Origin of the sequence: Edaphobacter sp. (assembly GCF_035763405.1) — a bacterium.
In the GTDB taxonomy this organism is placed as follows: Bacteria; Acidobacteriota; Terriglobia; order Terriglobales; family Acidobacteriaceae; genus Edaphobacter.
On the sequence record NZ_DASUBE010000030.1, the window covers coordinates 1 to 14,312 of the forward strand.

Here is a 14,312-nt window from a genome sequence, read left to right on the forward strand (position 1 = left end):
GACGGACTGTCCGTCAGACTCACTGATATTCCGGTTTATCCGATTCTCGGTCGGCTTCTTCATCGTCTCACTCCCATTCATGGGATCATGGCCGCTCTTGCGCGATGTTGTCTACAATCTCGTATCAAAGCTCTGACGGATCAGTCCTCATAAACGCGCTTGCGTAGGCGTGAGCAACGCCAGGGCTTTCTACTCGAGGATGCGGGCGACGACGTCGTAGTCGTGTGACTCGGTGATTTCGGCTCGGTAGAAGGTGCCTGGGATCAGGGTTTCGTGGGGGCCGAAGTCGTTGATGAAGACTTTGCCGTCGATCTCGGGGGCGTGGAGCATCGTGCGACCCTCCCAGAGCAGGTCGGTCTCTTCGGATTCGCCTTCGACGAGCAGGTCTACCGTGCGGCCCACCCACTGGGCTTTGGCGCGGGCGCTGATCTTTTGCTGGAGCTTCATCAGCTTGTTGCGGCGCGACTGGATGGTGCGCCTGGGGACTTTGATGTCGGCGGGCAGGTTGAAGGCGGCCGCGCCCTCTTCATCGGAGTAGGTGAAGACGCCGAGCCAGTCGATCTCGGCGGTGCGGATGAAGTCTTCGAGCTGCTTGTAGTCGGCTTCGGTCTCGCCGGGGAAGCCGACGATGAAGGTGGTGCGCAGGACGATGCCGGGGACGATGGCGCGGGCCTTTTCGATGAGCTTGAGGAAGTGTTCGGGCGTACCTCCGCGCTTCATGCGCTTAAGGACCGAGGGGCTGGCGTGCTGAAGCGGCACGTCAAGGTATTTGGCGATGTTGTCGTGGCGGGCGATGGTTTCGAGCAGGCGCGTGGTGACTTTGTTGGGGTAGGCGTAGAGGAAGCGCAGCCAGCGCAGGCCGGGCAACGCGGCGAGGGCTTCGAGGAGCTGGCTCAGACCGTCGGTGAGGCCGAGGTCTTCGCCGTAGCAGGTGGTGTCCTGACCGATGAGGGTGATCTCGCGGACACCCTGCGCGATGAGATTTTCCGCTTCCGCGACGATCGACGACATACGCCGCGAACGGAACTTGCCGCGCAACTGCGGGATGATGCAGAAGCCGCAGGGATGGTCGCAGCCTTCGGCGATCTTGATGTAGGCCGAGGCGCGCGGCGTGGAGAGGATGCGCGGCGTGGTGTCGGAGTAGAGGTACTCGGGAAGGGTCGCGGTGGCTCCGTCCCACGCGGCGCGGGAGAAGCGGCCTGCGCGCTCGCGGGCGTCGCCTTCGGGGCGGCTGGGGGTTGTGTTATCCCGTTCTGTGACCGGGGTCGAATGCTTTGCGACTGCTGACGGTGCGCGGCTGATCTGCGCCTGCGTGAGGATTTGAAAGGGAGAGTTGCTGGCGTGGCCAGAGGGCGCGAGGCCAGCGGCGGCGAGGATGGATTCCAGTTCGCCTGTGCCGACGACTGCATCGACTTCGGGGATGTTTTTGCGGATCTCGTCGCGGTAGCGTTCGACCAGGCAGCCGGCGACAATGAGCCGCTGCGCCTTGCCGCCGTGCTGCTGCTTGTGCTGGACCATCTCGATGATGGTGTTGACCGACTCCTGCTTGGCCGAGTCGATGAAGCTGCACGTGTTGACGACGATAATCTCGGCGTCGTCGGCGCTTGGCGTAAGCTCGGCCCCGGCGTGGTGGACGAGGCCCATCATCACCTCGGAGTCCACGAGGTTTTTGGGGCAGCCGAGCGAGACGAAGCCGACCTTCGGGCGTGCGGAGGCTTCGGCTGGGATGCTGGAAACGCCGGGAATTTCAGTTGTTGCGGGAGGGGTCACAGACTTCTATTTTAGCAATTTCAAAGGCTTTTGAAGATGAAGTAGGAAAAGGGCGCAGCCGAAGCCGCGCCCATTTCCCTGCAAGGTCAAGTTTGTTCAGCCAGTTCCTGCTGTTGCATTAGTCCAACGCGTAGATGGCCAGGCCGCTAAGGAGTTTGGGGTAGAAGTCGGTGGACTTCTGCGGCATGACTTCGTTGGCGTAGGAGACATCTTTAAGCTGGTCGAGCGTGATGGGTTTGATGAGGAAGGCCACGTCGGCCTGGCCGCTATGGACCTCGCCGAGCGACTCGGAGACCTCGCGGAGGTAGCGGACGTTGCCGAGTTTGGTGATGGTCTCCTGGCTGAGGCCGAGGATGCGGTCGAGCACGAGTGAGTGGAGCTGGACGACATCGAGCTGCGCCTGACGCGCGGGGATTCCAGCGAGGGCCTTGGCGACTGCTTCCGGCTTCGCGGTGAAGAGGTAGTTGCTGTCGCGCGTTACGGCGATGAAGGCTGTGCCGGGGATGGTGCTGAGGATCGAGACGTCGGGCTGGTCGAGTTTCTTGATGTCGAAGAACTCGCCGGCGCGCCTGGTGAAGTCCTCCACGTTGAAGTTTTCCAGACCGTGGACGACGCGATGCGTGGGCAGGATGGTGATGCCGGGGGCTTCCATGTTGACGAAAGTCATCATCATGGCTGCTTCGGGGAAGGCTGGGACGGGCAGGTGGCTGGGGCTGATCTCGCCGTCTTCCTTGAGGGGTTCGTAGGGCTGGTGGAGCGGGAGCTTGAGCTGGGCGCTGCGCTCTTTGGCGTAGGCCACGGAGGTCTCGTAGCGGTGGTGGCCGTCGGCGATGATGAGCTTCTTGTCGGCCATGGCGGTGACGATGAGGTTAATCAGACGCGGGTCGGTCAGCTTCCAGACGCGGTGAACGACGTTGTACTCGTCGGTGATGGCGAGGTCGGGGGGAGAGCCTGAGTCCGCGCTTTTGCCGTCTGAACCGAAGATGAGCTTTTCGGCGGTGAAGCCCGGGTCCGAGTAGAGCATGTAGATCTGCTCGCAGTAGGCACGGGTGGCCTTGAAGAGGCTCATGCGGTCGGACTTGTGCTTGGGGAAAGTCTGCTCGTGACGGTAGACGACCTTATCGGCATAGTCGTAGAGGTGGCCAAGCGCGATGAAGCCGCGGCGCTCGCGGACCTCGGTCGAGTGGGGCACGGTGTAGGTCTGGGAGTAGCCGTAGAGGGCCGGTTCGGACTCTTCTTTAAGAATGCCGTCTTTGCGCCAGGCGTTCAGATTTTCGGCGGCGCGGGTGTAGCAGTTGGACTGCTCGGTGTCGTTGGGCTCGTGTTTGCCGAGAATGACGCGGATGAGGTTATAGGGGCTGGCCTCGTAATAATGCTGCTGCATGGCCGGAGTAATTTTGTCGTAGGGCTGGGTGACGACATCCTCCATGTTGACGCGGGCGGGGTCGTAGCGGAGGGCGCGGAAGGGGTAGATGCGGGCCATTGCTTTCGTTTTCTCTCCAGAAATGTGGGTATGCATTGATTGTACCGGGGTTTCCGCGGGGCGAGGTATCCGCATCTTAACGAGCAAGATAGAGCGGGGAGACATTTGGATGACAAAAAACTTGCCCACGCCGTCTATGATGTTGGGGCATCCGGCGCGTGTGGAACGGCCAGATGACGTCTGTGCCGGGTATGGTTATCTTGCGGTGGCTGCGGCTGGCCGGTTGCTTTGCAGGGAAGGTTTGAAGGCCCCTTTATGCGGATCGGGAAGCGTGGAGAGCGTTGGCTGACGCGATGGCTGGTGGCAGCCCTGGTGGGTGCGGGGCTGTGGATGGGTGGTGCGGTCTGCCGGGCGCAGGAGAATCCGCTCGACGAGGTGCATACGCCCGCGCCTCCGCCTCCGCCAAAGACGCCGGAGCAGGCGAAGCCGGTCATTGAAGGCGCGGAGAACGCCGCGCGCTATGCGACCTCGCGGCGGGACGCGCGCATCCGAGTGGACGTGAACCTGGTGCTGGTGCCGGCGACCGTGACCGACCCGATGAACCGGCTGGTGACGGGGCTCGATAAGGACAACTTTCAGGTCTTCGACAACAACGTAGGGCAGGTGATTAAAAATTTTTCGACCGAGGATGCGCCGGTGTCGATTGGGATCGTCTTCGACCTGAGCGGGAGCATGTCGTCGAAGTTTCAGCGGGCGCGCAAGGCGCTCGATGCATTTCTGCGCACGTCGAACCCGAAGGACGAGTTTTTTGTCGTCGGCTTCAACGACCGCCCGGCGGTGATCGTGGACTATACCTCGGACGTAGACGACATCGACGCGCGCATGGTGATGCTGAAACCGGAGAACCGCACCGCGCTGATTGACGCGGTGTATCTGGGCGTGGACAAGCTCAGACAGGCGAAGTACGACCGCAAGGCGCTGCTGATTATCTCGGACGGCGGCGACAACCGCAGCCGCTACACCGAAGGCGAACTGCGCCGCGAGGTCCGCGAGAGCGATGTGCAGATTTACTCGATTGGCATCTTCGACCAGTACGCGCCCACGACCGAGGAGCAGATGGGGCCGGTACTGCTCTCGGACATCTGCGACATGACGGGCGGGCGGATGTTTCGTGTGCTGGACCTCAACGACCTGGGCGACATTGCGGCACGCATCAGCGCAGAGCTGCGCAACGAGTACGTCATCGGATATACGCCATCGGACATGAGGAAGGATGGGAACTGGCGTAAATTGAAGATACGGCTGGTGCCGCCGCCGGGGCTTCCTCCCCTGACGGTACACAATCGCCAGGGGTACTATGCACCAACGGAGTAGACGAGTTTGGCCGCGCGCGTTCGCGGCAGGCCTGGTGTTGCTGCTGGCCGGAACGGTGGCCGGAGCCGAGTCCGGATGGGCGCAGCAGACGCCCGCACCTGTCGCGCAACAGCCTTCTACGCAGCCCTCATTAACCGTGGACCGCGATCCGGTGGCTTCACCTGACAAGGATGCGCCAGCGGCGAGTGCGGCAGGCGCGGCGTCCGCAACGGACCTTGGCGAGATCGAGCGGCAGCATGGGCGCTATACGCTGCACGAAGACGCCTACGAGGTGCGGCTGAACGCGACCGTGCTCGACGGCAGCGGGCGCTCGATTCAGACGCTGACTAAAGATGCATTTCATGTGTACGAAGACGGTGTGCCGCAGACAATTCTTTCGTTTCGGCACGAAGATTTGCCGGTGTCGATTGGCCTGCTGATCGACAGCTCGGGCTCGATGTACGACAAGCGCCCCGCCGTGGACAAGGCTTCACTGGACTTCGTGAAGCTCTCGAACCCCGAGGACGAAGAGTTTCTGGTGGACTTTTCCTGGCAGCCGTACATTGATCAGGACTTCACCAACAATATCGCCAAATTGCAGGAGGGCTTGTCCTACGTGAAGTCGAGCGGAGGCACGGCGCTTTACGATGCGCTGGTGGCTTCGGCGGACTATCTTGCGAAGAACGCGAAGCATCCCAAGCAGGTGCTACTGGTCGTCACCGACGGCGAGGACAACGCTTCGAGCGCGACGCTGGAGCAGACCATTCGCAGGATTCAGGACCTCGATGGCCCGGTGATCTACTGCGTCGGCCTGCTCTTCGGGCAGGACATCGACAAGCGCGAGGCTCGCCATGCGCGCAGCGTGCTGGAGGCGCTCTCAGAGCAGACGGGCGGCGTGGCGTACTTTCCGAAGTCGGTGAATGAGGTGGACGCGATTGCGGCGCAGGTGGCCCAGGACATCCGCACGCAGTACACCATCTCGTACCACTCGACGAAGTCGCCTGCGCTGGGCGGCTACCGCGAGGTGCACGTGGACGCGCGCGAGAAAGGCTATGGCAAGCTGTCGGTTAGGACGCGCACGGGCTACTATCCGCGAGTGACTAAGGCTGCGGGCGGCGGAGCGGGGTCCGGGTCCTGATGATGCGAGTGGCTGAAGCGGTTACAGATTTGGTGGGGCAGACGCCCATGCTGCGGCTGGCGCGGCTCGAACCCGAGGGCGGCGCGGAGATCTGGGCCAAGCTCGAATATCTGAACCCGGGCGGCAGCATCAAAGACCGCGCGGCGATGGGGATTGTGCTCGATGCGGAGCGGCGTGGCGTGCTCCGGCCCGGCTCGACGATTGTCGAGGCAACGGCAGGTAATACCGGCGTGGGGCTGGCGCTGATTGGCGTCAATCGCGGCTACAAGGTCGTGCTCTATGTGCCCGAGCAGTTTGCTGAAGAGAAGTGCAAGCTGATGCGCGGGTTGGGCGCAACCGTGGTGCGTACACCAGAGGCCGAAGGCATGGCCGGGGCCATCCGGCGCGCGCTCGAATACGAGCGAGAAACTCCCGGCGCATTTGCGGCGTTGCAGTTTGAGAATCCGGCGAACCCTGACTATCACGAACAAACGACCGCTGCCGAAATCTGGGAACAGATGCAGGGTCGCGTCGATGCGTGGATCTCAGGCGTAGGTTCGGCGGGCACATTCACCGGAGTTGCGCGGTTTCTGAAGAAGAAGCGCACGGAGATTTTGACCGTCGCGGTCGAACCCGAGGGCAGTGTGCTCGAAGGCGGCGAGCCGGGCAAGCATCGCGTAGAAGGCATCGGAGTGTCATTTATTCCGGCTACCTTCGACCGTAGCGTGTGCGACCGTGTGATGAAGGTGATGGACGACCCGGCCTTTGCGATGGTGAAGCGGCTGGCGACGGAGGCGGGCGTGTTTGCTGGTTCCAGTGCGGGCGCGATGGTCTGCGCGGCTGTGGACGTGGCCCGGGAGCTTGGTGCGGGGAAGCGTGTCGTGACTGTGATCCCGGATTCGGCAGAGCGGTATCTGTCGAAAGGATTGTTTGACTAGAGGCAGCGATGGCGGAGATGAAGCGAGGATTTGCGACGCGGGCGATTCATGATGGGCAGGAGCCGGAGGGGCTGACCGGCGCGGTGAACGTGCCGATTTTTCTGACCTCGACGTATCAGCAGCAGGAGATTGGCAAACACAAAGGGCATGAGTATGCGCGGTTGACAAATCCGACGCGCGACGCGCTGGAAGAAAGTCTGTGCTCGCTTGAGGGCGGCACGAGCGCTCATGCCTTCGGCAGCGGCATGGCTGCCATCACCGCGCTATGCACGATGATGAAGTCGGGCGACCACGTGGTGTGTTCGGACAACGTGTACGGCGGCACGGCGCGCGTCTTCGATAAAGTGCTGGCAAACTTCGGCCTGACATTCACCTACGTCAATTCGAGTGTTGCGGAGCGTGTTGCGGCAGCGATTCGTCCCGAGACGAAGCTGGTCCACATCGAAACGCCGACGAACCCGATGATGGCGATTACGGACATCGCGGCTGTGGCGGAGATATGCCGCGCGCGGGGCGTGGAGCTGAGCGTCGATAACACGTTTCTGTCGCCCTATCTGCAGCAGCCTATCGCGCTGGGTGCGGACATTGTGATGCACTCGACGACGAAATTTCTGAACGGGCATAGTGACGGCTTGGGTGGCGTTCTCATTTGCACGAAGCCGGAGCAGGCAGAGCGGTTTCGGTTTGTGCAGAAGTGTACGGGCGGCATTTTGTCGCCCTTTGAGAGTTATCTACTGCTGCGCGGCGTGAAGACGCTGGCCGTCAGGATGAAGCAGCACGACGCAAATGGGCGCGTGGTGGCACGGTTTCTGGAGAGCCATCCCAAGGTGCATGCGGTGTTCTACCCAGGGCTCACGTCGCATCCGCAGCATGAGCTTGCGGTGCGACAGCAGCGCGGATTTGGGTCGATGATCTCGATTGAGCTTGGGTCGCTCGAAAACGCGAACCGCTTTGCGAAGTCGCTGCGGCTGGCGTTCCTGGCCGAGTCGCTGGGCGGCGTCGAGACGCTGGTGTGCCATCCGGCTACCATGACCCACGCAGCTGTCGGCGCGGAAGGCCGTGCGAAGCTGGGCATTACGGACGGCCTGATGCGCATCTCGGTGGGCATCGAGGATGTCGAAGACATCGTCGCCGACCTGGGGCAGGCGCTGGACTCAATTTAGCCCGATTGGGGGATTGCCTCCGTTCATGCAGATGGACTATTCATATATGTAATGGCTATATTAGCGTTCGTTATGGAGGACGCATGTTTGGATTGACCGCGGAGCAGGAGCAGTTGCGGCGGGAGGTGCGGGCGTTTGCCGAGCGCGAGGTGAAGCCGCATGTCGCCGAGTGGGACGAGAAGAGTGAGTTCCCGCATGAGGTCGTGAAGAAGCTCGGCACGATGGGGTTGATGGGCGTGATCTTTCCCGAGTCGCTGGGTGGCGCGGGTATGGGCTATGTGGAGTACGTGCTGGCCGTCGAGGAACTCTCGCGAGTGGATGGCAGCATCGGAATTATTGTCGCCTCACACAATTCGCTATGTACGAACCACATCATGCTGGCGGGCGATGGTGAGCAGCGCAAGCGGTGGGTGACGAAGCTGGCCAGCGGTGCGTGGCTTGGCGCGTGGGGATTGACGGAGCCCGGGTCGGGTTCGGACGCGGGCGGGATGCGCACGACGGCTGTGCGCAAGGGCGACAGGTGGGTACTGAACGGGTCGAAGACGTTCATCACCAATGGCACGTATGCGAACTGCGCGCTGGTGCTGGCTCTGACGGACAAGGCGAAGGGAACGCATGGCGGCGTCTCGGCGTTTCTGGTGGAGAAGGGAACGAAGGGTTTTCGTCCGGGCAAGAAGGAGAACAAGCTGGGGCTGCGTGCGAGCGATACGTCGGAGCTGATCTTTGAAGACTGCGAAGTTCCGGCTGAGAACCTGGTAGGCAAAGAGGGCGAAGGCTTCAAGGACGCGATGCGGGTGCTCGACGGCGGCAGGATCTCGATTGCCGCGCTGAGCCTGGGGATGGCGCGTGGCGCGCTCGATGCTGCGGTTGAATACGCGCAGCAGAGGAAGCAGTTCGGGAAAGCAATCAGCGAGTTTCAGGCGATCCAGTTTAAATTCGCCGACATGGCGACGGAGCTGGACGCGGCATGGCTGTTGACCATGCGCGCGGCGAAGATGAAGGATGCCGGGATGCGCGTGACGCGCGAGTCGGCGATGGCGAAGCTCTATGCCAGCGAGGCCGCGTGCCGGATCTGCGATGCGGGCGTGCAGATTCATGGCGGGTACGGGTTCATCAAAGACTATCCGGCGGAGAAGTTTTACCGCGACGTGCGGCTGTGCCCGATTGGTGAAGGCACCAGCGAGATTCAGCGCATGGTGATTGCGCGCGAGATTCTGGGCAAAGTGCCGAGTCGGGGCTAATCGCTGATTGCGGTTCAAAAGCTGCGCTGAACTGCTTGCGGCTGTGAGGGTGCTGTTTCCAGCGTAGTAGTGGCGGGTGGCAGACCTTCTACGGTTGCAGTGATGGCAATCTTGCCTGCGGTTGCCGTTGCGCGAACGATGGCCACGGCATTGCCTTCATAGAGTTTGCGGTTGTCGGCATGGAAGGGATCATGATCGAACAGGTTGCCGTTGCCGACGGCGATGATTTTGCCCGGGCCCGTGATGGCGAAGTGAACGCGCGTCTCGCTGTCGGGGATGACAGTCCCGTTTGCGTCGGTGAGTGTTGCGGTGAGATAGGCTACGTCGTTCCAGTCTGGCTTGAGTGTTGGAGCGGCTTCGTGAGCGGGCACGTTGGTGAGGCGAGCCGCACTGAGGCCGGTTGAGAGCACAAGATGCGCTGGTGCACCTGCCGTGCGCAGTTCATCTTCGGCGACAATTTTGCCGTTGGTGCGGGCGATGGCTTTGAGCGAGCCCGGAGCGTAGGGAACGTCGTAGGTGATGGGGCTGGCGTCTGCGTGGAGTCTTTGTGTGCCGAGCGATCTTCCGTTGAGGAAGAGTTCGACCTCATCGGCGTTGGTATAGACCTCGACGTGCTCGGTATGCGGCGACTGGCCTTTGGGGGTCCAGTCGAGCAAGAGCGGCTGGCCGAAGCGCGTGGTGGGATCGAGCGGCGTCTTTGCTGTGACCTGTTGATTGTTCGAGGTGGGCGAGGCGTAACCGGGATCGGTGGGCGCGCGGCGCGCAGCCTCGACGCGGCGGGCGATGCGCACCATCGGCACCGTGCTCCACCAGGACTGACGCTCGAAGGCGCGCGGGCGCGGCAGTGCGGTGGTCAGCAACAGGCCACTGCCTGCGCCGATCGACGGCCAGCGGTGGGCTTCTCCGAGGTAGTCGATCCCGCTCCAGAGAAACTGACCGGAGTACTCGGGGTGGTCGCGCATGGCGACCCACTGGTTGCGGTCGTGCGTGTTCTCGGTGCCGATGATCTTGCGGGAGGGTTTGTCTGCGTGGGCTTTGAGAATCTCCTGCTCGCGGTAGTTCTGGCCGATGACGTCGAGCAGGTCGGCAAGGCCGTCGTCGTAGTCATGCGAGACATTGGGGCGGAAGAGAGCCTGTGTGACCGGGCGTGTGGGATCGTACTTGTGGAACGTGGCCACGAGCGATTTGAGGATGGGGATGGCAATGTCCGGGTGCGGGGTGTCGTGAATCTCGTTCCCTGCCGACCAGAGGATGATGCTGGGGTGGTTGCGGTCGCGCTCGACCGTCGCGGCCGTGTCGCGCAGATACCAGTCGCGGAAGTAAAGGTGGTAGTCGTACGGATTCTTGCCGACGGTCCAGCAGTCAAACATCTCGTCCATAACGAGAAAGCCCATGCGGTCGGCAAGATCGAGAAACTCCGGTGCGGGCGGATTGTGTGCGGTGCGGATGGCATTGACGCCGAGTGCGCGCAGAGCAGTGAGGCGGCGTCGCCACGCGGCGAGCGGAACGGCGGTGCCAAGCGCACCAGCATCCGTGTGCAGCGCCACGCCGTAGATCTTGTGATGCACGCCGTTCAGGAAGAAGCCCTGGTCAGGATCGAAGTGAAACTCGCGGATGCCGAAGGGGTCATCTTCGTCGTCGATTGCTTTGCCATTGCGCAGGAGCGTCGCTTTGACGGTGTAGAGCGCGCCATGGCCGAGGTCCCATCGATCGGGATGGGAGATAGTGGTTTCGGTATTGAGGCTGGTTGTCAGGTTTGAATCGAGTGTCTGCGTGGGCGAGGTGAACGTCGTCACGACGTGGCCGTCGGGCGCAATCAGCGTGACGGCGAGCGAGACGCGCTCTGCATTCTTCGATTGGTTGATGACGCTGCTGGCGACGTGAATGGTTGCGCTCGCCGCAGAGACTGTAGGTGTGGTGACGAAGGTTCCCCACGGTTCGATGTGGATGTCGGAGACAGTGACGAGGCGGACCCGGCGGTTGATGCCCGCTCCGGGATACCAGCGCGAGGCGGGCTGCTTCGAATCATCGACGCGGACGGCGATCGTGTTCGCGCCTGCGTGCAGGTGCGGCGTGAGGTCGTAGTAGAAGCTGGTGTAGCCGTAGGGATGGTGGCCGAGCAGCGCGCCGTTGCAGTAGACATCGCTGTTGGCCATGACGCCGTCGAAGACGATGAAGGTGCGTTGGCCGGGGCGAGGATTAAAGTCGAAGGTCTTGCGATACCAGCCGACGCCTGCGGGAAAGAACCCTCCGCCTTGTCCGCTTGGGTTGTTGGGATCGACCGGGCCTGCGATGGCCCAGTCGTGCGGCAGCGTGACGGCCTGCCACGAAGCATCGTCGAAGGCTGGCTGCTCGGCGCCGGGAGCGTCGGCCTGGAGAAAATGCCAGCCTGCTGTAAACTGCTGAACCTGTCGCGGACCGGTTGCGGCATGAAGCGGCAGGTTCAGAACAGCGAGTGCAGCGACGATGAAGAGGATACGGCGCATCGGTTCTCCCGGAACGATTGCAGTGCAGCGACTACCTTTCGGCAGTCGCTGGTGTTGCAATGAGCTAACCGTCTATCGCCGAGGCATGGGCGTCTTGCTATCGGGCGGGTTGACGGGGTTGTATTTGCGAGCAAGGTCCGGCGTGGAGACTACATCGGCAGCAGGCGGATTCACGGCCTTTTGCACTTCGGCTCCGAAGACGTAGCTGGGCCCGAACATATTGCTGGTGAAGATGACGAGCTTTTTATCGGGCGAGAAGCGCACATTCGGCTCCTCGCGGTAGTAGTGGTGCGACATGTTGACGAGGTGTTCTGCGTGGAAGACGCCCGGCTGCCAGAACGACGGATCATTCAGTGCGCCGGAGTCGCCGGTAATCATCTGCGGGTGAAAGAGTTCAATCCACTCGCCGTCTTTCGCGTGAGCAACCTGGCCGGGATCGCCGCCGTCTCCGCAGAAAAGGTCGAGGTCTTTGGTGAGGTTGAAGTGAATCGACCACTCGTTGCGCTGCATGTGATACGCAGTACGCTTGCCGGTTTCGAGGTTATAGCCGGCGAGGAAAAAATCTTCGCCCTTCGGATACTGCCAGTCGTACCAGATCGTCTTGCCGTCGAGCCCCCAGAATTCGTGACCGGCGATCTCCATATACATAGTGCGCTTGTGGATGAGCGTGTTGTGCGTGCCGTCGGTGTGGATCATCCAGATGCGATCGACCTTCTGCCACGGGCCTTCGTGACAGTACATCAGCAAAGTAGGATCGGTGGGCGAGAAGAGCAGATGGTTGACCCAGTCGGTGGAGTGCAGCAGAATCTTCACCGTGCCGGGCTTCTCGCCGTTGGGTCCGGGCTCAAGCCGGATCGTGAAGAGCACGAGCGGAAGACGCGCTGCCAGACGGCGCTCCATCATCAGGCCCTTGCTCTCAGGCTGGTAGTGCGGGCCTTGATTGGCGTTGGCTACGCGGTTGTCGGTGCGCTTGCCGGCTGTCGCGGGAAGGTTCGAGCCGTACTCTTTGCCGGTGGCATCGCCTTCGATGTACGTCCCGGCGGCGAGCGTCTCGTCTGCATTCACGCTGACGATGTTCATGCGCGGCGGCAGGTCGATCAGCTTGCGGACGGCCCCGCTATTGGTATCGGCCTTATACACGGAGGTGACGCGCGTAGTAGGGTCGGTCTTGGTGAAGAAGACGCTGTTCGTCTTGTGCCCGACGACGAGCGCATGAACATTGCCCAGCCGGAACCCGCGCTGATCGGTTGCGGTGGCTGAGCGCGGCGGGTTGGGTACGAGCAGCTTCGTCTTGCGCGTGGCAAGGTCAAGCACGTGGATGCCATCGGGAGCGGTGTAGATCATCTGCTTCTCGTCCGGCGTGTAGGCGTTGACGTTGAAGTAGAAGCCGCCGGAGTTGGGCTCGGTCGAGAGACGCCAGACGCGATGGCCCGTGTCCTTATCGACCCAGGTGACGGGTGGTGTTTTCGTCTGGTTCCCGGCTGGATTCTGGGCCTGGGCAAGCGGCAGTGCGGCGGCAATGGCGAGCGCCGACGCAGCGAAGCGCATGAGAGTGGGCATGGGGCAAAGCTCCTTTGCTGGCGAAAAAGTTATACACCGTTGACGATGCTGTAGGGAAATAGTTTCTGGATGGGAACTTTAATTTGCAAAGAGGTGAGGTTTGCGCAAAAGCGAGGGAACATCGATGCTTTTGCCAGGCAGACACGTGTGCTCAGCCAACTGCTCTAAACTGGTGGTATGGGTTCGATTACCAGTTCGCCCGAGGTCTCGTATTCCGCGATTGCGGCAAAGGTCGCCGACGCCGCGCGCATCACAGAGGACGAGGCGCGCTGGCTTTGGCTCAATGCTTCGGACGAGGAGCTGCGTTCGTTGGCCTCTGCCGTGCGCGGACGATTCCATGCGCCCGGATCATGCACCTATATGGTGATGCGCATCGTGAACTATACGAACGTGTGCGTGGCCCAGTGCGACTACTGCGCGTTCTATCGGCTGCCCGGGCAGGAGGGCGGTTATGTACTGAGCCAGGAGGCGGTTTTCAGCAAGCTCGACGAACTGCTCACGCTGGGCGGAGATTTAGCGGCGTTCAATGGAGGCTTCAACCCACATCTCCCGCTGGACTACTACTGCGATCTGTTTGCGGCAATCCGTGCTCGCTACGGCGAGAGGCTGGAGTTCTACGCCCTGACCATCGCCGAGTTCATGTATCTGGCCGACCACGCGAAGCTGAGCTACGCGGAGGCGGCAGCGCGGCTGAAAGCAGCAGGCGTGTGCTGGATCACAGGAGGCGGCTCGGAGATTCTGACCGAGGACTTTCGCCGGCGGCACTCGAAGTTCAAGTACACCGTGCGGGAATACTTCACCGCGCAGCGTGCCATCCTTGATGCAGGCCTGAAGACGACGGCGACCATGGTGATCGGCTTCGATGAGACGCTCGACGAGCGGATCGAGCATCTGGAGCGCACACGCCAGTTTCAGGATGAGACCGGCGGCCTCGCGAGCTTTCTCTGCTGGACCTATAAGCCGTACTTCACCCAGATGGGCGGCATCGAGATCACGACGGCGGAGTACCTGCGGCACCTCGCGCTCGCGAGGATTTATCTCGACAACATTCCGCGCATCCGCACCTCGGTGTTGACGCAGAACCAGAAGGCGCTTGAAGGTCTGAACTATGGTGCGGATGACTTCGACCTGCCGATTGAAGATGAAGTAACGCAGAAGGCGGGAGCGACGATCAGCCTCGACTTCGAGCGCATACTAGGCTACGCGCGTGAGCTTGGATTTACGCCCGAGTACCGGCATGTCGCAACAGGCGCGAAGTAGA

At 61.8% G+C, this 14,312-nt stretch carries 10 protein-coding genes; 6 read left to right on the forward strand and 4 right to left on the reverse strand.

Features of this window, described 5'->3' with window-relative positions; genetic code table 11:
- Positions 1–189 precede the first annotated feature (189 nt).
- Positions 190–1,770: a 30S ribosomal protein S12 methylthiotransferase RimO gene (gene rimO, locus VFU66_RS02690; protein WP_326444691.1), complete on the reverse strand. Its 1,581-nt coding sequence runs from the start codon at positions 1,768–1,770 to the stop codon at positions 190–192.
- A 118-nt stretch (positions 1,771–1,888) separates the two neighbouring features.
- Positions 1,889–3,253: a DUF1015 domain-containing protein gene (locus VFU66_RS02695; protein ID WP_326444692.1), complete on the reverse strand. Its 1,365-nt coding sequence runs from the start codon at positions 3,251–3,253 to the stop codon at positions 1,889–1,891.
- A gap of 255 nt (positions 3,254–3,508) precedes the next feature.
- On the opposite strand from VFU66_RS02695, the gene VFU66_RS02700 reads away from it, so the two are divergent.
- The 5 genes from VFU66_RS02700 to VFU66_RS02720 all read left to right on the forward strand — a co-directional run bounded on the left by VFU66_RS02700 (position 3,509) and on the right by VFU66_RS02720 (position 9,005).
- Positions 3,509–4,567, forward strand: a complete 1,059-nt coding sequence (locus tag VFU66_RS02700; protein WP_326444693.1) for a VWA domain-containing protein — start codon at positions 3,509–3,511, stop codon at positions 4,565–4,567.
- A gap of 34 nt (positions 4,568–4,601) precedes the next feature.
- Positions 4,602–5,684 (forward strand): VWA domain-containing protein, encoded by a 1,083-nt coding sequence (locus VFU66_RS02705; protein ID WP_326444694.1) that lies wholly within the window; start codon positions 4,602–4,604, stop codon positions 5,682–5,684.
- Positions 5,685–5,686: 2 nt separating this feature from the next.
- On the forward strand, positions 5,687–6,601 hold the full coding sequence (gene cysK, locus VFU66_RS02710; protein WP_326444721.1) for a cysteine synthase A: 915 nt from the start codon (positions 5,687–5,689) through the stop codon (positions 6,599–6,601).
- An 8-nt stretch (positions 6,602–6,609) separates the two neighbouring features.
- A complete protein-coding gene (locus VFU66_RS02715) occupies positions 6,610–7,764 on the forward strand; it encodes a trans-sulfuration enzyme family protein (protein WP_326444695.1) in 1,155 nt (384 codons plus the stop codon).
- A gap of 83 nt (positions 7,765–7,847) precedes the next feature.
- Entirely contained in the window at positions 7,848–9,005 is a 1,158-nt protein-coding gene (locus VFU66_RS02720) for an acyl-CoA dehydrogenase family protein (protein WP_326444696.1), read from the forward strand.
- Between the two features lie 14 nt (positions 9,006–9,019).
- On the opposite strand, the gene VFU66_RS02725 is transcribed toward VFU66_RS02720, so the two are convergent.
- On the reverse strand, positions 9,020–11,491 hold the full coding sequence (locus tag VFU66_RS02725) for a glycoside hydrolase family 2 TIM barrel-domain containing protein (RefSeq protein ID WP_326444697.1): 2,472 nt from the start codon (positions 11,489–11,491) through the stop codon (positions 9,020–9,022).
- 72 nt (positions 11,492–11,563) lie between these two features.
- Positions 11,564–13,051, reverse strand: coding sequence for an oligogalacturonate lyase family protein (locus tag VFU66_RS02730; RefSeq protein WP_326444698.1), 1,488 nt, complete (start codon positions 13,049–13,051; stop codon positions 11,564–11,566).
- A 177-nt stretch (positions 13,052–13,228) separates the two neighbouring features.
- Here VFU66_RS02730 and VFU66_RS02735 point away from each other — a divergent pair, with 177 nt between their 5' ends.
- Positions 13,229–14,311, forward strand: coding sequence for a radical SAM protein (locus VFU66_RS02735; protein WP_326444699.1), 1,083 nt, complete (start codon positions 13,229–13,231; stop codon positions 14,309–14,311).
- Position 14,312: the final 1 nt, after the last annotated feature.